Annotated in this window: 15 protein-coding genes; 8 read left to right on the top strand and 7 right to left on the bottom strand. The window is 70.7% G+C overall.

Features of this window, described 5'->3' with window-relative positions; genetic code table 11:
• The first annotated feature begins 227 nt into the window (after positions 1 to 227).
• Positions 228 to 866 (top strand): hypothetical protein, encoded by a 639-nt coding sequence (locus IPH07_28020; GenBank protein MBK6921276.1) that lies wholly within the window; start codon positions 228 to 230, stop codon positions 864 to 866.
• A gap of 62 nt (positions 867 to 928) precedes the next feature.
• Here the strand turns inward: IPH07_28020 and IPH07_28025 are convergent, their stop codons facing one another.
• Positions 929 to 2,281, bottom strand: coding sequence for a hypothetical protein (locus IPH07_28025; GenBank protein MBK6921277.1), 1,353 nt, complete (start codon positions 2,279 to 2,281; stop codon positions 929 to 931).
• A gap of 76 nt (positions 2,282 to 2,357) precedes the next feature.
• A complete protein-coding gene (locus IPH07_28030) occupies positions 2,358 to 3,710 on the bottom strand; it encodes a hypothetical protein (protein MBK6921278.1) in 1,353 nt (450 codons plus the stop codon).
• A gap of 158 nt (positions 3,711 to 3,868) precedes the next feature.
• On the opposite strand from IPH07_28030, the gene IPH07_28035 reads away from it, so the two are divergent.
• The 4 genes from IPH07_28035 to IPH07_28050 all read left to right on the top strand — a co-directional run bounded on the left by IPH07_28035 (position 3,869) and on the right by IPH07_28050 (position 8,691).
• The gene (locus IPH07_28035; protein ID MBK6921279.1) at positions 3,869 to 4,951 is read left to right on the top strand and encodes a hypothetical protein; all 1,083 of its coding nucleotides are present in this window, start codon (positions 3,869 to 3,871) and stop codon (positions 4,949 to 4,951) included.
• Between the two features lie 326 nt (positions 4,952 to 5,277).
• Positions 5,278 to 5,592 (top strand): hypothetical protein, encoded by a 315-nt coding sequence (locus tag IPH07_28040; GenBank protein ID MBK6921280.1) that lies wholly within the window; start codon positions 5,278 to 5,280, stop codon positions 5,590 to 5,592.
• Entirely contained in the window at positions 5,589 to 7,016 is a 1,428-nt protein-coding gene (locus tag IPH07_28045; protein MBK6921281.1) for a hypothetical protein, read from the top strand. Before IPH07_28040 ends, IPH07_28045 begins: the two co-directional genes overlap by 4 nt.
• A 25-nt stretch (positions 7,017 to 7,041) precedes the next feature.
• Positions 7,042 to 8,691, top strand: coding sequence for a hypothetical protein (locus IPH07_28050; protein ID MBK6921282.1), 1,650 nt, complete (start codon positions 7,042 to 7,044; stop codon positions 8,689 to 8,691).
• Between the two features lie 72 nt (positions 8,692 to 8,763).
• Here the strand turns inward: IPH07_28050 and IPH07_28055 are convergent, their stop codons facing one another.
• From IPH07_28055 to IPH07_28065, 3 genes are all read right to left on the bottom strand, one after another.
• Positions 8,764 to 10,095, bottom strand: a complete 1,332-nt coding sequence (locus IPH07_28055) for a DUF1552 domain-containing protein (protein ID MBK6921283.1) — start codon at positions 10,093 to 10,095, stop codon at positions 8,764 to 8,766.
• Between the two features lie 74 nt (positions 10,096 to 10,169).
• Positions 10,170 to 11,834, bottom strand: a complete 1,665-nt coding sequence (locus IPH07_28060; GenBank protein ID MBK6921284.1) for a DUF1592 domain-containing protein — start codon at positions 11,832 to 11,834, stop codon at positions 10,170 to 10,172.
• An 82-nt stretch (positions 11,835 to 11,916) separates the two neighbouring features.
• Entirely contained in the window at positions 11,917 to 13,044 is a 1,128-nt protein-coding gene (locus IPH07_28065; protein MBK6921285.1) for an AAA family ATPase, read from the bottom strand.
• On the opposite strand from IPH07_28065, the gene IPH07_28070 reads away from it, so the two are divergent.
• Positions 13,043 to 13,612, top strand: coding sequence for a hypothetical protein (locus IPH07_28070; protein ID MBK6921286.1), 570 nt, complete (start codon positions 13,043 to 13,045; stop codon positions 13,610 to 13,612). The genes IPH07_28065 and IPH07_28070 overlap by 2 nt on opposite strands.
• Here IPH07_28070 and IPH07_28075 read toward each other — a convergent pair.
• Positions 13,576 to 14,553: a hypothetical protein gene (locus IPH07_28075; protein ID MBK6921287.1), complete on the bottom strand. Its 978-nt coding sequence runs from the start codon at positions 14,551 to 14,553 to the stop codon at positions 13,576 to 13,578. The two genes, IPH07_28070 and IPH07_28075, sit on opposite strands and share 37 nt — an antisense overlap.
• A 156-nt stretch (positions 14,554 to 14,709) precedes the next feature.
• Here IPH07_28075 and map point away from each other — a divergent pair, with 156 nt between their 5' ends.
• Both map and IPH07_28085 read left to right on the top strand, forming a co-directional pair.
• Positions 14,710 to 15,477: a type I methionyl aminopeptidase gene (map, locus tag IPH07_28080; protein ID MBK6921288.1), complete on the top strand. Its 768-nt coding sequence runs from the start codon at positions 14,710 to 14,712 to the stop codon at positions 15,475 to 15,477.
• 13 nt (positions 15,478 to 15,490) lie between these two features.
• Entirely contained in the window at positions 15,491 to 17,488 is a 1,998-nt protein-coding gene (locus IPH07_28085; GenBank protein ID MBK6921289.1) for a molybdopterin-dependent oxidoreductase, read from the top strand.
• Positions 17,489 to 17,507: 19 nt separating this feature from the next.
• On the opposite strand, the gene IPH07_28090 is transcribed toward IPH07_28085, so the two are convergent.
• Entirely contained in the window at positions 17,508 to 18,374 is an 867-nt protein-coding gene (locus IPH07_28090) for an ion transporter (GenBank protein MBK6921290.1), read from the bottom strand.
• Positions 18,375 to 18,424 lie beyond the last annotated feature (50 nt).

An 18,424-nucleotide genomic window follows, 5' to 3' on the forward strand; every position in this document is an offset into this window, starting at 1 on the left:
TGCCACCGCGATCGCAATCGAGGATTGCTTCGGCACCGGCTTGCCCGGCTTGCCCGGCTCGTCGTTCGGGAGCGCGGCAATGAAGCGGGCACGGTTCGCCCGCTCGCCGGCGTCGTGTGCACCATCGACGACGACGCCGGCCCTGCGTTGCGATCGACCGGTTTCCCGCGCGCGTCGCGTCACACGCCGCGGCCCGGATTCTCCATCACGCCGAGGTCGCAAGCCCCATGGTCCAACCCCCGTTCGATCCGACCGTGCAGCCGCACGTACCGCACGGCGGCGACCCGCAGCCGTTCCAGCCGCAGCCGTTCCAGCCGCAGCCGTTCCAGCCGCAGCCGTTCCAGCCGCAGCCGTTCCAGCCGCAGCCGGCCTACCGATCCTCGGCCGCACCGCCGCGGCCCAAGTCGTCGCACAGCGCCCCGCTCGCGGTGTTGTTCGTCGTGGCCGGCGCGCTCGGCCTCGGCACGCTGTCGATGGTGGCGCGCTTGGTCTGGTTCGCGCTCTCGACGGACACGACTGAACTCGCGACGCGCTCGGACGCGCTCTTGAGGGACTGCGCGAGCGCTGGCGATGCGATGCAGTGCGCGATGACCTCGGGGTCCCCCGGCGACGGCAACTTCACGAGGGAACTGCGCGCGCGCATCTCCCACTGGGAGGCAAAGCACGGTGAGCTCGCGAACGTCGATACCGCGCGCGGGTGCGACGAGACCGAAGGATTCGGCCACATGGCGGTGGTGGTCGTCGTGGCGACGTTCGGCGACCACGAACAGCCGATCGCGATCCGCTGGGTGCGGCTGCCCGACAGCACGAAGTGGATGGCGATGAGCCTCGAGCCGATCGCGTCGATCTCCGCCGTCTGCAAGTAGACGGGCTCGAGCGCCGCAGCGAGCACCGAACGTGGCCAGCCGCGCAGCGGTCCACGAATGCCTCACGCCCCCGCGGTGTGCTTGTAGAAGTAGACGTCATCCATCGAGTTGACCAAGATGAAGACATTGTACTCGCAGAGGTAGCGCCACCGTCCGAAGCTGCCGTACGCAAGGTCATCGACGGGCGCATCGGTGCCGCTCTTGCGGGTCCATGCCTTGGTCGCGAGGTCGAGCACGTAGGGGCCACCCCCGAGCCAGGCGACCATCTGATCCACCGTGGGATCGTAGGCGAAGCCAGGATCGGTCGCGAGGATCACATCGCCACCGCCGGAGGTGAATGCCTGCTCGGGGTACTGCTCGGCGAGCCCGTTGTCGAACATGCCTGCACCGGTGGTCACCCACTCGTTGGTCACGGCATCGTGGGCGGCGATGTCCCAGACCAGGTACTGACCGCCGCCGACGAACCACACCAATCCGCGGTTGGGATCGATGGCCGTGCCCGGGTTGCCGCCGTAGTAGCGCGGCCAGTACGGCGGGTGGCCCATGTCGTTGAGGAGCGTCCAGGCATTGGTGTCGGGGTCGAGCTCGTAGAGCGGACCGCCGGGGACCTTGACGAACACGTGCTGACTCGCGGGGTCGTAGACGAGGCTGGCGTCGTAGGCCGGGCCCGGGACGTTCGTGCCCGGTGGATTCACCCAGGTGGTCGACGCCGGATCGAACAACCAGGTGACGTTGGTGCCGACCCCGTCGATGGCACGCGATCCGCCCCAGGCGAGCATCTGGTCGAGGTGGTCGATCCACACCAGGCCGTTGTAGGTGTGACGCGACACCGGCTGGCCGTCGTCGAGTGGATCGCGATCGTAGGGTCCGTGCGACGGCTCGGTGAGCCGCGACCAGGTGAACGTCGGGACGTCGAAACCATAGACCTCGTTGCCCGCGTACCCACCGTGGCCGCCGCCCCACAGCAACATCTGCCGACGCCCGGGGTCCCAGGCGCCGCCACTCCAGTCGTTGATCACTGCCGAGCACCCCTCGACCAGGTGCCACTCGAGCTCGAACGTGTCGTCGCAGACAGCGCGATAGCCCTGGGGGATCCGCAGCCACGAGTCGGCGGGCATGTCGACCAGCATCTGTTCGCTCGGCGACAACGGACGCTCGGCGGGGTTGCAGCCGAGCGGTCGATCGACATTGCCGGTGGTTGAGGTGCCCGAACCTTCGCTGGAACCCTCGCTCGTGCCGCCGGGGTCGGAGGTCGCCGCCGTGGCCGAACCGTCCGCCGCACCGGTAGCGTTGCCCGCGCTCACGCCATCCGACCCTGCGCTGCCCGAGCCCGCGCCAGCGAGGCCGTCACTGGCCCCGTCGTCGTGGTCGGAACATCCCGATCCCAGCATCAGCAGTGCGACGCTCGTGCCCACACGCACCAGAGGATTCGCCCGTCGCCGCCCCATGTGGCAGTCGAGTGCCGGCTGGCGGCGGGTCGGACAGTTTTTTCTACGCGCCGGCGGTGTGCTTGTAGAAATAGACGTCGTCCATCGACGTGACGAGGATGAACACGTTGTAGGCGCACACGTAGCGCCAGCGTCCGAACGTGCCGCGGGCAAGCGCGGCGACCGGGGCATCGGTGCCGCTCCGGCGCGTCCACACCTTGGTGTCGAGGTCGAGCTCGTAGGGCCCACCGCCGACCCACGCCATCATCTGATCGGTGCGCGCGTCGTAGGCAAAACCGGGATCGGGCTGCGAGATGACGTCGCCACCGCCGCTGACGAAGGCCTGCTCGGGGTATTGCTCGGCCAGGCCGTTGTCGAACATGCCCCCGCCAGTGGTCACCCAGTCGTCGGTGACCGCCATGCCTTGGTCGATGTCCCAGACCAGGTACTGCCCGCCGCCGACGAACCACGCCAGTCGCCGCTCGGTGTCGAGCGCGTTGCTCGGACTGCCGCCGTAGTAGCGCGGCCAGTCGGGCGGGAAGCCGAGGTCGGCGACCATCGTCCACGTGTTCGTCGCGGGATCCAGATCATACAAGAGGCTCGGCAGCTTGGTGAGCACGTGGCCTGTCGCCGGATCGTAGACCATGCTCACCTCGTAGCCGCTGGCGGGGACGAAGCGACCGGCGGGCTGAGTCCACAGTGCCTGGGCCGGATCGAACAGCCAGGTGACATCGGTTGCAACGCCGTCCTGCGCACGCGCACCGCCCCAGCCGAGCATCGCGTCGAGGTGATCGACCCAGGCCAGTCCGTTGTAGGTCTGGCGAGAGACGGGTCGACCGTCGTCGAGCGGATCGCGACTGTAGGGGCCGGGCGATGGCTCCGTGAGCCGCGACCACGTGAACGACGCAGCGCTGAACGCGTAGACCTCGTTGCCAGCGTAGCCGGTTCCGCCACCCCACAGCAGCAGCTGACGGCCTACGGGATCCCAGACCCCGCCGCTCCAGTCGTTGATCACGCCCGCGCAGCCCGCGACCGAGTGCCACTCGAGCTCGAACGCGTCGTCGCAGACGGAGCGATAGCCTTGGGCAACGCGCAGCCACGAGTCCGCCGGCATGTCGACGAGCATCTGTTCGCTGGCGCCAAGCGGTGCGTCCAACGCGGCGCAGTCGCCCGCTGGCTGCGGCGCGCCGGTCGAGCCAGCGCTGCTGCCGTCGCTGGACGCCGTCCCACCGTCGTTGGAAGTCGTCACGACCGCAGTGCCGCCGCTGTCGATCGGAGGCGCGGAGTCCCAGACGACGCCGGAATCGAAGCCGGTGGGGCAGCCACTGCCTGCGAGACCCACGGCGACGAAGACGGATGCGACGCGATGCCCCACGGTGTCCGTCATGATGTGCAGGCAGGGGAATCGGACGGCCATCGACTGGGGCGGACCGCTCGACGGCCCGGAAGCACTCTATCATGCGAGCGAGAGGTGACCTCCGGTTCGATCGCGTGCTTGTGCTCATGAGAACTCGATCGCTGCGCGCGAAGGCACCCCGACACCCTCGGCGTGCGTGGGCGGCGAGCCGCGTCGCCATGGTGCTCACGCTGGCTTGGCCCGTAGCGGCGGCCGCCGAGCCCGACACGGATGCGACGCTCGACGTCGGAACCACCGACGTGCCCGCATCAAAGTCGAAGCTGGTGCTGCTGCGCGACCCGGCCCATCCAGTTCGCGAGGGCGCGGCGGCAGCCGTCGCTGACCATCTCGCGGCGATCGGATACGCCCTCGAGGTCGTCGATCACGAGCTCGCTGCCGCACCCGATGCAGTGTGGATCGACCGACTCGCGGCCGACCTCGCGCCCTCGCAAGCACGCGCGATCGCATGGCTCGCCGCCGAGGGTGAGCGCCTCGACCTCTACGTCTACGGCTGCGAGACCCGGACCCTCGGGCGCCGGGCGATCGACGCGGTCGCGCCCGGGCCTGCCGGTGATGAGGCGATCGCCCTGCTGATCAAGGATGCAGCGGCGGCGCTCGCCGATGGTGCGCCGATCGGGATGGAGACCGTCCGACTCGATCATCCACCTCCGCCGCGGCCGCCCGCGCCCGCGCCCGTGCCACCGCCCCCTGCGCCGCGTGTGCATGGGCTGCGCATCGTCGCGGGATATGCGGGCACGAGCTACGCCGCGAACGTCACCTGGCAGAACGGCGTGCACGTCGGCGTCGGTTGGCGGCTTCCCTTCGGGTTGGATCTGTCGGCTGGATATACCTGGTTGCCACCGCTGCACGCGGCGCGCGGCCCCTCGCGGATCGAGCTGCGGCGACATCCGTTCGAGTTCGCCCTCGGCTACGCGTATCAGCGGGGTCGCCTCGAGATCGCGGGCCACGTGGCCGCGCTGCTCGATCCTGTGCGACGCGTCGCGACCACCGTCGATCCTGGACTCCGCGCGCTTGCCCCCGCCACGCGATGGTGGGTCGCCCTCGCGCCGCGGCTGCGGTTCGACGTGTCGATCGCGCGCTGGTTCGGCTGGTGGGCGATGGCCGGGGCGGAGATCTGGCTCGACCCGGTCGACTATGGCGTCAGCGCGCCCACGAAATCCGTCGTGATCGCCCCACAACGCGTGCGTCCGAGCGTGGTCACCGGCCCCCGCGCACGCTTCGAGCTGGTGAGGCGACGATAGTTCTGTCCGGATCGGCGACTTCTCGCACGATGACGGGTGAACGAATGGGCGCCCCCAGCTCGAGCACCGTCGCGCAGCCGCATGCCGAGGATCATCGGCTGATGCAGCGCGTCGCGGCCGACGACCCGCGGGCGTGCCGCATGGTTGCGCTTCGTCTCGCGACGCGCGTCCGTCGCCTGACCACGGCACTGCTCGGCAGCGGCTCCGTTGCCGAGGATGCGGCCCAGCAGAGCCTACTCGAGTTGCTCCGCGGTGCGCACGGGTTCCGTGGCGCCTGTTCGCTGGAGTATTGGTGCGATCGGATCTGCAGCCGCGTCGCACTGCGGATGGCCACCCGCGAGCGGACGCATGCGCACACGGCCGGGCGCATCGATCCCGATGAACTCGCCGGTGCCGTGGCGATGGTGATGCCCGACGCGGTCCCGAAGCCCATCCTGCACTACCTCGCGGCGCTCGACGAGGATCAGCGCCAGGCCCTGGTTCTGCGCCACGTGGCCGATCACTCGATCCCGGAGATCGCGGCGCTCACCGGCGTCGGCGAGAGCACGGTGAAGTACCGCATCAACGCGGCGTTGCGCACGATCCGCAAGGCGATCGCGCGCGACCGGCTGCGCACCGTACCGCTTCGAGGTGCGCTATGAGCGACGCACACGAGTGGGAGCAGCGGGTGCTCGCATGCGTCGTCGACGGCGACGTGAACGACGAAGCGGCCCTGCGGATCGCCTGTGGCAGCGACGACGACCGACGCGCCGAGCTCGCGCTTCTCGACGAGCTCGGTGGGTTGCTCGACGCCCCGGGTGTGGACGCGGCGGCGCGGGCCCTGGCCGCGGCCACGCTCGAACGCCTCGGCGAGCCCAGGCTGCGCGCGCAGCCGGCCCCGCGACCCCAGCGGTCATCGACCTGGCGCCGGGTCGGCCTGATCGCCAGCGGCGTGACCGCAATGGCCGTCGCGTTGCTGCTGGTGCTGGTGTGGGCCGTGCCGCCGCGCGCCGTGACACCACCCGTCGTGACCCTCGCCACCATCACCGGTGACGTGCGCGTGGACGGTATCGCCGTCGGCGACGCTCCGGTCGCACTCACGCTCGGCTCGGTCATCGAGCCCGGCGCCGATGCGACGGCCTGCCTGCACTTCGATCCACAGATCGACGCCTGCATCGACGCGCAGAGCTCGGTCCGCATCGCCGCACTCGACGAGGCCGAGATCGGCCTCGAGGTCACGCGTGGACGGGTCGTCGCGGCGCTCGATCCCCTGCCGACCGGCATGCACTTCCGGTTGATGGGCGGCGGCATGCGGGCGACCGCGGTCGGCACCGCGCTGTCGTTGGAAGTGCAGGATGGATTCGCGAGAACCGCCGTGCTCGAGGGCAAGGTCGCCGTGGAGGCCGACGGACAGGAGCAGCCGCTGGTCGCGGGCGAAGGGGCGTCGCAGCGTGCCGGCCGTCTACACGTCGATGCCCTCGGCGCCGACTCGGTGGCGCGCGACTGGTCGTTGCTTCGCCGTGCACGGCTCGGCGACGCGCAGGCCCACGGGGAGCCATCGGTCGACGCGCAGCCGGCCGCGGCCGCGGCTGCGATCGGGGCCGAACTGCCGGCGGCCTCGCCGACATTCACCGCACCGCCACCGCCAGTGCCAGACGACCAGGCGTCGGTGCGCACGCCCACGACCAAGCCACCGCGGCGCTCGGCCATGCGCCTGCTGGGCGACGCCCGGGCAGCGTTGGGTCGCGGCGAGCTCCGCGAGGCGGCGCGCGCCTACGAGGACTTGATCGCCAGCCATCCCCGCGCGGCCGAGGCCCACGCGGCCTGCGTCTCGCTCGGCGATCTGTACATCGGCCATCTCAGCAACCCGCGCGCCGCGGCGCGGTGGTTTCGCCGCTATCTCGCCGAAGGCGGTGGATCGTTGGCACCGGAGGCGCGGCACGGGCTCGTGCGCGCCGCACGGGCGCTCGGTGACGAAGCTGGCGAGCGCGCGGCGATCGACGCGTTCGTCCGCGCCCATCCCCGCGATGGTCGGGTGGCGACGCTACGTCGACGCCTGACGAGTCTGAACACCGCCGATCCCTAGCATCGGCCGGCACCCCGGAGGTCACATGATCGTCGAACGAGTGCCACGCGATCGCGTGGCGTGGTTCCCCCATTGTCTCGCGATCGCCACGATCGTGGGCGGCACGAGTGCGCGGGCGGACGCCGCCGAGATTCCCGCCGATCCCAGCAACTACCAGGAACTCATCGCCGGACTGCAACCCGGTGACACGCTGCAGCTGGCCGCGGGGACCTACAACCGGATCCTCATCAGCGGGATCCACGGGACCGCCGACGCCTGGATCACGGTCGAGGGACCTGCTAGCGGAGCACCAGCGATCATCGGCAGCGAGTCGTGCTGCAACACCGTGCAGCTGTACGACAGCTCGTTCGTCGCGATCCGCAACCTGACCATCGACCTGCAGGGACTGTTCGTCGACGGCGTGAACGCAAAGGACAGCGTCAGCCACCACATCCTGATCGAGAACAACACCATTCAGAACTTTCCGCCCGGCTCGCAGTCGATCGTGGGGATCAACACGAAGTCGCTGGCGTACCACTGGACGATTCGCGGCAACACGATCCTCGAGCCGGGGACCGGCCTGTACCTCGGCGGCTCGAGCGGCGACATGCAGTTCATCGCCGGAGTCGTCGAGAACAACCTGGTGGTGAACGCGGTCGGCTACGACATGCAGATCAAGCACCAGGTCGAGTACGCCCAGCCCGAAAGCCTCGAACCCGGTCCACACGTGACCATCGTGCGCAACAATGTATTCATCAAGGACGATCGCGCGAGCGAGGACGGCGATCGTCCCAATCTCCTGGTCGGCGGGTTCCCCGAGGGGGGACCGGGCAGCGAGGACATGTACCACGTCTACGGCAATCTGCTGTTTCACAACTCGCGCGAGGCCCTGATGCAGGCCTCGGGACGCGCCTCGATCCACGACAACATCTTCATCGGATCGTCGGCAGCGATCCCGGCATTGGTCATCCGCAACCACGCCGGCAAGGACGTGAAGCTCATGCACGTCTACAACAACACCTTCTACGCGGAGGGCACGGCGATCTCCTTCGTGAACATGGCGACGCAGGACGACGCGGTGGTCGGCAATCTGATCTTCGCAACCACGCCGTTCACCGGCCCCATCACCGATGCCCGCGACAACCTGTTCGCCCCGCTGGCCGAGGCCGCGAACTATGTGCAGATGCCGGCAGCAGCCCTCGGCGCGATGGACTTCTACCCGCTCCCAGGCGCGGTGGAGGGTCCCGCGCTCGACCTCGAGAAGTTCGCCGACCAGGTCGACTACGACCGCGACTACAATGGCCAGCCCAAGGGCGGATTCACCTTCCGTGGGGCCTACGCCGGCGCAGGTGACAACCCGGGCTGCCCGCTCGAACAGGCGACCAAGGACGACGACTGCGCCGGCCCGGGTGATCCCAGTGATCCGGGTCCGGGGGGTCCGGGTGGTGGTGGTGGTTCGACGAGCGGGAGCAGCGACGGTGGCTCGAGCAATGAATCGGGCGGCGAGGTCGGAGCCGCCGAGTTCGGCGGCTCGGCGGAATCGATCTCCGGCGAGGCCGGCGGCCAATCGGACGCGGCTGGCGACGAGAATTCGGGGTGCGGCTGTCGCACACGCGGGCGCGAGCACGGGCGCGGGGCAGCGGTGCTGGCATTGTTCGTGACCGCACTGCGTCGTCGGGCGCGTCGACGGCGTTGAAGTGGTCGGGTCGAGCGTGGGCCAGCGTGGGGCCAGCCATGGATCGAGACCAGGCTCGCCCCGCGCGGCGGCTCACCACAATCCGTCGATCACATCGGTCGACTCGCCGAAGCTCGGCGCATCGGCACCGAGGGTTCCGAGTACCGTGGCCCAGAGGTTTGCGATCGGCGTGGCTGCGACGGCGTCGGTGCAACCGAGGTTGTACGGCCCGTAGGCCCAGGATGGGTAGCTGGGGTCGACGATTGCGCACGGCACGTGCAGGTGGCGGCCACCGACGTGACCGGCTCCGCCGACGATGCACGGCAGGTTGTACGGGCTATGGTTGGCGCCGAACCCCATCTCCGAGAACCCGACCACCACCGTGCGTTCGACGATCGGCGCACCACCGTCGTCGCCGTGCAGCAGGTCGAGCAGCCGGGCCATCTTCGACATGTGATAGCGGTTGGTCTCGAGCCACCAGAATCGCCGTTCCTCATCGGTGGTACCGGCCTGCAGGTGCGAGGTCTGATGGGCATCAGCCAGCGGAGTGCCGGCGTCGAGGAACGAATACGTCGGCGTGCCCTGCGACATGCCAACCGAGAACAATAGGACGTCGGTGATGTCGCAGCGCAGCGCGGTGACCGCCAGGTCCATGAGCAGATCGGTACGCGCTGGCAGCTCGGCATCGGGCGGATCGGCGGGATCGCTACCGGGCGGGGCATCGGGGGCCGTACAGGCCTGCGCGGCAAGATCGGCCTCGATTTCGAGCTGGCGCACCGTGTCGAGATGATGCTCCAGCCGCTGGCGATCGGCGGTGCCCATCGCAGCTTCGAGCTCATCGATTTCGTCGGACACGAAGTCGAGGATGCTGACCCGGCGCGCGCGCAGCTGCTCCAGCGCCTCCGGTGTCAGGCTGCCGTCCGCAAACAATGTGGTGAACAGCACACTCGGCCGGGTGATCGGCGTGACCCCGGTGCCGCCCCCGGCTGCCGTGACCGACGGGTTGTAGCCGGCCCCGTAGGGTCGCACGTACAGCGACGGCACCGCGGTCGGGCCGAGGACCTCCGCGGCCGCAAAATCGATCGACCGACCAGCGGGCCAGTTGGTCTCGGTGCACGACAGCCCCAGGCCGGTCATGCACGTGAGCACCGGCAGCATGTGCGGCGACCCCGACGAGCAGCCATAGTCCGCGCCCGCGGCGACGCTGCTGAGCCCGCTGACGACCGTGAGTTCGGCGCGACGCGGCTCGAGGGCCGAGAACATCGGTGGCAGCTGGGCGATCTCGCCGACCGGGCCGAGCGACCAGTCCTCCGGGTGCGCACCATTGGGAAAGTGGAACAGCGCGAGCTTCTTGCGCGGCGTGGCACCACGCGCCGGTGCAGGGCGCAGTAGCTCGAACGCTGGCAACGCGAGTCCGATGCCCACGGTGGCGGAACGCAGGAACGCCCGCCGGCCCCCTCGAGCCAGCGACGCGGGAACCTTCGATTTCGAGCGCGACATCATCCACCTCCTTCAATTGCCGCCGGCATCACCCGCCGGGTGATCGCGTCGTCGCCGACGAGCTCGCGCACGAGCGTACGCATGTTGAACTCCGCGGCGATGAACGCCGGTGTCGACGCCTCTGCCACGCAAGTCTCGGCCGCGCGAGGAATCTTGGCGTAGAACCACTTCATGGCATTCTCGGCCGCGCAGCCCACGAAGCTCGGGTGCGCGAGCACGGCCGCGCCGAGCTGGGCGGCGTCGGCGAACTCGAGGTCAGCCCCTTCGTCGAAGTAGCCCGATTCATGCAGCGGCCGGCCGTCGGGCGCAGCGGTTCGCAGCGAGCCCGATGGCCCGTAGCGGTCGAGGCCCCAACCGATCGGATCGAGGGCGACGTGGCACCCCCAGCAGGCTGGATTGGCGGAATGCTCGTCCGAGGTCGCGTCGTCCATCGGGACCCCGGGCGGCGGCGGCGGCGGTTCGCTGCACAGCGAGACGCGCCGCACGAACACGCCGCGTTGGACCGGCGACGCGTGGGTGCCCGACGACGTCATCGCCAGGAATCCGGCGGTGCCGAACAGACCACCACGGTGGTCATCGGGCGCGAATTCGACGTCCTCGCCCGGCGTGACGCCGTAGATCGCAGCGAGTGCGGGCGTGATGGCGGCGTGCTGCGATGTATAGAGTTCGCGCAGATCGCCTTGGACGACGTGGGCGTCGAGCAGGCGGAGCACCTCGGCCTTGGCGTCGGCGCGCAGGGCCGCAGCCTCCCCATTCGCAGCCTCGACGAAGTCGGCCCCGTCGATCGCGTCGACGCGGAACCAACGGCTCGCGAACTGGCGCACCGCGGTCTCGGCCCGGGGGTCATCCAGCATCTGCGCGATGATCCCGAGGCGCTCGGTGCGATCCGTGAAGGCACCGGCATCGGCGTGATCGAGCAGATCGGCGTCGGGGATCTGGTCCCACAGCGCGAGCGCGAGTCGGGTCGCGATCTGGTGGTCGTCGAGCGGCAGGCGCTCGTCGGCGATCTCCGAGCTCGGCTCCACCACGAGCACGAACTTCGGCGATTGCAGCACCGCCTCGACCACGGTCGACCAGGGCGCCCATGGCCCGATGCCCCCGGCATCGACGGCGGCATCGGCGAGTGCCCGCAGGTTCGCGCGCTCCGTGGCGGTGACGGGCCGGCGATACGCCAGTCGTGTGAACCGCTCGATGAAGTTCTCGAGGCAGGTCGGTTCGCTGCTGGCGCATCCGACCCACGCGGCGATGGTCGCGTCGTCACCCGAGAACCGCTCGCGCGCGACCGACTCGGCGATGCGCTGGTAGGCCTCGGCGTCGGATTGCCGGACCAGCAGCGTATCGGCGAGGTTCTCGAACGCATCGAGTGGCGGCTCGACTGGCGCGAGCAATCCGAGCAACGCGGCGGACAGTTCGATCCCGGTCAGCGCGGTGACCGAGCGGGCATACTGCGAGCCCGTCAGCCGCCGCAACGCGTCGGGGGCGGCAGCTGCACACGCGTCATCGTCATCGCCATCGCCATCACCGGTGTCGGAGCCGGCGGCCGTCTGGGCGCCGTCGCTGGCGGCCCCGTCGCTGCCGACCCCGACGTCGCCATCGGGCCCCGCGCCGAGCCCGTGGTAGCAGCCTGCTGGCAACACGCACGCCAGCAGAGCAATCGTCTTCACTCCCATGCGGTCGACCCCCGACGGACGAGTGCACGGGCGCCGCGGATCGGACAAAAGAGTCTGGGCCAGGGGCGCCGCCTGCTCACACCCAGAGCGTGTCGCCGAGCCGGCGCAGATCTGCCAGGCTCGACGGCGGTGGCACCACGCGCGGGACCACCACCACGGGCGTGCGCGGCCAGCGGGTCCGCAGTGCCCGCTCGCCGTCGATCGCGAGACGCTCGTGCTGGGCGATGTCGTCCCGCAGCGCCCGCAGGCGCTCGCGCTCGCCGACCACATCGGTCACGCCCGCGGCCGTGAGCGCGGCCGTCACGGCGTCGTCGCCTGGCCACGGCGGCACCTCGGCGTCGACGCGGTTGAACACGACGCCGTCGATACGCAGCTTGCGTTCGGCGAGCACCGCCAGGAACGCGAGCGCCTCGCGCACGCTGAAGTCGGTAGCGGCCGTCGTGAGGATGACGCCGGTGCCGGGCGAGACCAGCAGGTCGGCGAGCTCACCGGCGCGGTGCTGGAACTCGGTGAGCACGGCACCGAAGTCGCCGAGGAAGCGGCCGAGGTCGCCCACGAACGCGCCGCCGCCGACCGACTCGAGCACCTTCATCACCAGCCCGCTGCCCAGGCCGAGGAAGCGCATGCCGATGCGACCCGACTGCGCGAGGAACTTCGCCGCCGGGTTGTTGGCGACCTCGGCGATCTGCGCCGGCGCCTCGAGGAAGTCGATCGCGTTCGCCGTCGGTGGTGTGTCGAGCACCACCAGATCGTAGGCACCGCTCGACGCCAACATCTGCACCTGCGCCGACGCGGCGTACTCCAGCGCGCCGCCCAGCGACCGCACCATCGCGCGGTAGATCGGGTTGACCAGCATCGCGTCGGCGGCCGCCTTCGAGGGCGAGTGCTCGCGCACGATGGTGTCGAACGTGCGCTGGGTGTCGAGCAGCAGCGCGTCGAGTCGCACGCCGTCGTGCTCGACCCGCGCGACGTCACCGGCGACGTGACCGTCCTGGGCCAGCAGCCCGAGCGCCTGCGCGAGCCGACGCGAGGGATCGATCGTCACCACGATCGTGCGACGCCCGGCAGCGGCCGCCCGCATGGCCAGGGCCGCGGCGACCGTGGTCTTGCCGACCCCGCCGGGCCCGACCACCAACGCGACCCTGCGCGAGGCGGGAATCTCGAGGGTCGCCCGCGACGAAGCGACGCTGCGATCATCGGCCATGGCACCACCATCGCGTGCTAGGGTCGCGCTCGTGAGCGGACATCGGAGCTTTTCCGTGCGCGTGGGCGAGCGGGAGCACAAGGTCGAGATCGTCGACGACGGTCACGCGGTCGTCGACGGCGTGACGCTGCGGGTGGTCGTCGGTGCCGACGGTCGCATCGCCGTGCAGGACGACGACACGCGCTCGCTGGTCTCGATCGCGCCCGGCGTCGACCCCAAGCAGGCCGGCCTCGACGGCCTCGTGCACGAGATCGCGGTCGTCACCGCACAGCAGGCCGCGCTCGCTGCCCTGGGCGGCCGCTCGCGCCACGACGCCGGCGGACGCACCCTGAAGTCGCCGATGCCGGGCCGCATCGTCCGCGTGCTGGTGGCGCAGGGCGACGTCGTCGAGGCCAACGCCGCGGTCGTCATCGTCGAGGCGATGAAGATGGAGAACGAGGTGCGCTCGGGCGCGCGCGCCAAGGTCGTGCGCATCGCCGTCGCGGCCGGCGACACCGTCGACGCCGGCCAGCTGCTGTGCGAGCTCGAGCCTCACGGCGACACCTCCGGCGAGACCGCGCCGGCCTGATCGATCGAGGTCGCCGCGGCCGCGAGGCCGGCCAGGGCGTCGGGCCCCGCGATGCCGTCGAAGCGCCACGGCAGCCCGATCACCGCGCGCCAGCTCGTCTGGGTGCTCGCGCGCCACTGCTCGATCTCGTCGCGCTGCCGCTCGCCGACGTCGGTGACCCGACGTGCGCGCTCGATCAACGCTGCGACCGCGGGGTCGCCGACCGTCGTCACCGCGGGCGCCTGCGCCGGCCACATGCCGTTCACGAACACGCCCGCGACCGCGATGCCCACGTCGCGGCCCAGCGCGCCCGCGAGCTCGTCGAGCTCGGTCAGCGGCCAGCGCTCGGGCAGCCCCACCAGCACCGCGCACGACTGCGCCGGATCGGTGAGGTGCTTCTGCATCAGCTCGGCCTCGCGCGTGAGCGGGCCCGGCGCGATGGTCGAGAGGATCGCCCGCGGCACGCCCAGCGTGTACAGCAGGTGCCCGGTCGCCGGGCCGTCGAACACCACCACGTCGTACTCCCCGCCGCGGAAGGCCTCGTGCCAGGCCTTGCCCACCAGCGAGAAGTCATCGAGTCCCGGGATCGCGCGCATGAGCTTGGCGACCACGCGGTTGTCGAACACCAGGCTCGAAACCCGGGCGCTGCGCATCACCAGCGCGCCGTACTCGCGGATGCAGGTCGGCGCGAACAGCCGCTGCACGAACACGCCCGAGGGCGCGCGCACGGGCCGGTCGGTGAGCGTCGATGCGCCCATCATCCACGCCAGGCGATCGTCGTGGCCGGTGGTCGCGACCAACACCTTCGCACCGCGGGTCGCGAGCTCGCGCCCGATCATCGCGGCGACCGTCGTGCGCCCGACCCCGCCCTTGCCGCTCACGACCACGAAGCGTCGCGAGGCCAGTGCCTCGAAGACCGGCCTCGCCGTGCGCGTGACAGCCGGGGCGGCGCCATCGGACATTGCGGGCGGGAGCGTTGCACAGCCATGCTCGGCGTGCCAACCGCCGCGTTCGCGCCCGCGCACGTGCGCTTGCCCCGGCATGCCGCCGCGACATCCTGCTAGACTCCGCCAGGGGTCGCGCCCGCAGCGCGATGGATCGCGCCCCCGCGCACACCCGTGGCCATCGACATCAAATCCAAGCCCGAAATCGAGAAGATGCGTCGCACCTGCCGGCTGGCGGCCGACGTGCTCGATCACGTCGAACCGTACGTCAAGCCCGGCGTCACCACCGGTGAGCTCGACCGCATCTGCTACGACTTCATCGTCGCGAACGGAGCCTATCCGTCGCCACTCAACTACAAGGGCTTCCCGAAGTCGATCTGCACCTCGATCAACGAGGTGGTCTGCCACGGCATCCCGGGCGACCGCGTACTGGTCGACGGCGACATCGTCAACCTCGACATCACGACCCTGCTCGACGGCTTCCACGGCGACACCTCGGAGATGTTCTTCGTCGGTGACGTCGATGAGTCGGCGCGCAAGCTTGTCGAAGTTACGCGCCGCGCGATGTGGCTGGGGATCCAGGAGGTCGGCCCGGCCAAGCGCATCGGCGACATCGGGGCCGCAATCCTCGAGTACGCCCACACGCAGCACGGCTACGGCGTGGTCGAGGCGTTCTGCGGCCACGGCATCGGCCGCGAGTTCCACACCGCGCCGCAGGTCTCGCACGTCGGGCGTCGCGGCACCGGCCTGCGCATGCGCGCGGGCATGACCTTCACCATCGAGCCGATGATCAACGAGGGCACCCACCAGTGCGACGTGCTCGAGGACGGCTGGACTGCAGTGACCCGCGATGGCCGTCGCTCGGCGCAGACCGAGCACACCGTGCTGGTGACCGACGACGGCGTCGAGGTGCTCACGCTGCGCGCGGCCGAGCGCCGCTAGCTGCCCTGGCGCGATGACGACCACGCTGCCGACCGCCTGCCCGCTCGACTGCCCCGACGGCTGCAGCCTCACGGCCACCGTCGGCGACGACGGGCGCCTGGTCGCGCTCGACGGAGATCATCGCAACCCCTTCACCGCCGGGTTCGTGTGCGCGAAGGTCCGCGGCTTCGGACGCCACCTCGACGGCGACGATCGCATCGCCACGCCGCTGTTGCGCACGGGCCCCAAGGGCGCCGGCCAGTTCACGCCGATCGGCTGGGACGAAGCGCTCGATCGCGTCGCGGAAGGCCTTGCCGACGTGCGGGCACGCCACGGCGGTGAGGCGATCCTGCCGCTGTGCTACGGCGGCAGCAACGGCGCGCTGTCCCACGACTGCGTCGACGCACGGCTGTTCCGGCGGCTGGGCGCCGCACGGCTGGCGCGGACGGTCTGCGCGGCGCCGTCGGGGCGCGCTGCACAGGGGCTCTACGGCAAGATGCCCGGGGTCGCGCTGCCCGACTACGCGCACGCGTCGCTCATCGTGCTGTGGGGCGCGAACCCTTCGGTCTCGGGCACGCACCTGGTGCCGGTGCTGCGGCGCGCCAGGGCCAACGGCGCGACGTTGGTGGTCGTCGATCCCCGGCGCACGCCGCTGGCCAAGCAGGCGGACCTCCACCTGCCGGTGCGACCGGGCACCGATCTGCCGCTGGCGCTGGCGCTGGGCGCTGCGCTGCTCGAGCGGGGCCACGCCGATCTCGAGTTCCTCGCCGCCCACGGCACCGGGCTCGATCGCTACCGCGAGCGCGCCCGCGCGTGGAGTCTGTCCCGCGCCGCCGAGGTCTGCGGCCTCGAGCTGGCGGCGATCGAGGAGCTGCTCGCGCGCTACGTCGCCGCGAGCCCGGCGGTCGTCCGCTGCGGCTGGGGCCCCGAGCGCAACCGCAACGGCGGCAGCGCGATCGCAGCGATCCTGGCGCTGCCGGCCCTGGCGGGCAAGTTCGGCGTGCGCGCGGGCGGCTACACCATGAGCAACTCGCGGGCGCTCGCGCTGCACAGCGAGCGCGCCATCGCCGAGCCCGAGCCGGCAACCGTCGAGATCAACATGAACCAGGTCGGTCGCGTGCTGCTCGAGCAGCCCGCCCGCGTGCATGCGTTGTTCGTGTACGACTCCAACCCGCTGGCGACCTTGCCCCACCAGCGCGCGGTGCAGCAGGGGCTCGCGCGCGACGATCTCTTCACCGTGGTGTTCGAGCAGGTCATGACCGACACCGCGCGGTGGGCCGACGTGGTGCTGCCGGCGACGACCTTCCTCGAACACGACGAGCTGCGCACCAGCTACGGTGCGCTTGCGGTACAGCGGGCCCGGCCGGTGATGCGCCCCCGCGGCGAGGCGCGCTCGAACCTCGAGGTCTTCACCGCGCTGTGCGACCGCATGGGCCTGTCGCGGCCCGACGATCCGCGCGGGGTCGAGGCACTGACCGCCATCATCCTCGAGGACAGCGCGCTGCCCGAGGTCGCGCGCGCGGGGCTCGAGGCCGCCGATCTCGGCACGCTCGCAGGCGGCGTGCAGTTCGTCGACGTCTTCCCCGGCACCGCCGACCGCCGCGTCCACCTGTGCCCCGACGCGCTCGACCGCGAGTGTGACGGCGGGCTGTACCACTACCGCGAGCTGCAGCACGACGGCGACGCTCCACTCACGTTGATCTCGCCGGCGGTCTCGCAGCGCACCAGCTCCACCTTCGGCCAGCTCGACCGCCGCGCCGCCGCGGTGCACGTCAACCCCGAGGACGCAGAGGCGCGATCGCTACGCGAGGGCGATCGCGTGCGCGTCTTCAACGCCCAAGGCGAGGTCCACTGCCGCGTGAGCATCGACGCCGACGTCCGCCCCGGCGTCGCCGTGCTCGCCAAGGGCCTGTGGTCGCACCACACCGACAACGGCGCGACCGCCAACGCACTCGCACCCGACACGCTGGCAGACCTCGGCGGCGGCGCGACCTTCAACGACGCGCGCGTGCAGATCGAGCGCCGCGCCTGACGCAGGCGGCCGCGAGCCGTCACACTTCGCCGGGTGGCAGCTTCACCACCGGCACGCTGCCCGAGCTGGTGAGCGCCTCACCCACGGTCAACGGCGCGCCGCACCGGCGACAGAAGCGGCTGTCGGCGGCGTGGCCTCGCGCCTCGCAGCTGCTGCACACCAGGCGCTTGCGGTAGGCCTCGACGGTCTGCGCGATGTCGGAGGACACGATGCCAACCGGCACCGCGATCACACCGTAGCCGAGCACCATCACCAGCGACGCGAGCATGCGACCGGGGATGCTGGTCGGCACCACGTCGCCGTAGCCGACCGTGGTGAGCGTCGAGATCGCCCAGTACATCCCCTTGGGGATGGTGTCGAAGCCGCCCTCGGGGCCCTCGACGAGGTACATGGTGGTGCCGAGGATGACCGCGATGATGGTCACCGCCGAGACGAACACGACCACCTTGGGCACGCTGGCCTTGATCGCGTGGACCAGCAGCCCGCCCTGATCGGCCCAGCGCCCGTGGCCGAACAGCCGGAACAGCCGCAGCAACCGCAGGCCCCGCAGCACCACCCCCGAGGCCGCACCGGGCACGAACAGCGCCAGGTACAGCGGCAGGGTCGAGACCAGGTCGATGATGCCGAAGAACGACAGCGCATAGCGCAGGCGCACGGGCGCGGCGTACAGCCGCAGCAGGTACTCGGCGGTGAACGCCAGCGTGACGACCCACTCGATGCGCTCGAACACCGGGCCGTGGGCGGCCTGCAGCTCGGGCACGCTCTCGAGCACGACCATGACCATGCTCGCGAGCACCAGCGCGATGACGAACAGGTCGAACGCCCGCGCGGCCCGGGTCTGCGGCTGATACAGGAATTCGTGCAGTCGCTCGCGCGTGGTCTGCATCACCGGCAGCCTACCAGCGTGGGCCGCTGGGGCCTGCAAAACCCGCGCGG

The sequence above is a fragment of the Deltaproteobacteria bacterium genome (assembly GCA_016709225.1).
GTDB lineage: Bacteria > Myxococcota_A > Polyangia > Nannocystales > Nannocystaceae > Xiheibacterium > Xiheibacterium phototrophicum.

Bases quoted from the DNA above. Each gene is read 5' to 3' on its own strand.
- IPH07_28020 (MBK6921276.1), top strand. From the start codon at position 228: ATGGTCCAACCCCCGTTCGATCCGACCGTGCAGCCGCACGTACCGCAC.
- IPH07_28030 (MBK6921278.1), bottom strand. From the start codon at position 3,710: ATGGCCGTCCGATTCCCCTGCCTGCACATCATGACGGACACCGTGGGG.
- IPH07_28035 (MBK6921279.1), top strand. From the start codon at position 3,869: ATGGTGCTCACGCTGGCTTGGCCCGTAGCGGCGGCCGCCGAGCCCGAC.
- IPH07_28040 (MBK6921280.1), top strand. From the start codon at position 5,278: ATGGCCACCCGCGAGCGGACGCATGCGCACACGGCCGGGCGCATCGAT.
- IPH07_28045 (MBK6921281.1), top strand. From the start codon at position 5,589: ATGAGCGACGCACACGAGTGGGAGCAGCGGGTGCTCGCATGCGTCGTC.
- IPH07_28050 (MBK6921282.1), top strand. From the start codon at position 7,042: ATGATCGTCGAACGAGTGCCACGCGATCGCGTGGCGTGGTTCCCCCAT.
- IPH07_28070 (MBK6921286.1), top strand. From the start codon at position 13,043: ATGGCACCACCATCGCGTGCTAGGGTCGCGCTCGTGAGCGGACATCGG.
- IPH07_28065 (MBK6921285.1), bottom strand. From the start codon at position 13,044: ATGGCCGATGATCGCAGCGTCGCTTCGTCGCGGGCGACCCTCGAGATT.
- IPH07_28075 (MBK6921287.1), bottom strand. From the start codon at position 14,553: ATGTCCGATGGCGCCGCCCCGGCTGTCACGCGCACGGCGAGGCCGGTC.
- IPH07_28085 (MBK6921289.1), top strand. From the start codon at position 15,491: ATGACGACCACGCTGCCGACCGCCTGCCCGCTCGACTGCCCCGACGGC.
- IPH07_28090 (MBK6921290.1), bottom strand. From the start codon at position 18,374: ATGCAGACCACGCGCGAGCGACTGCACGAATTCCTGTATCAGCCGCAG.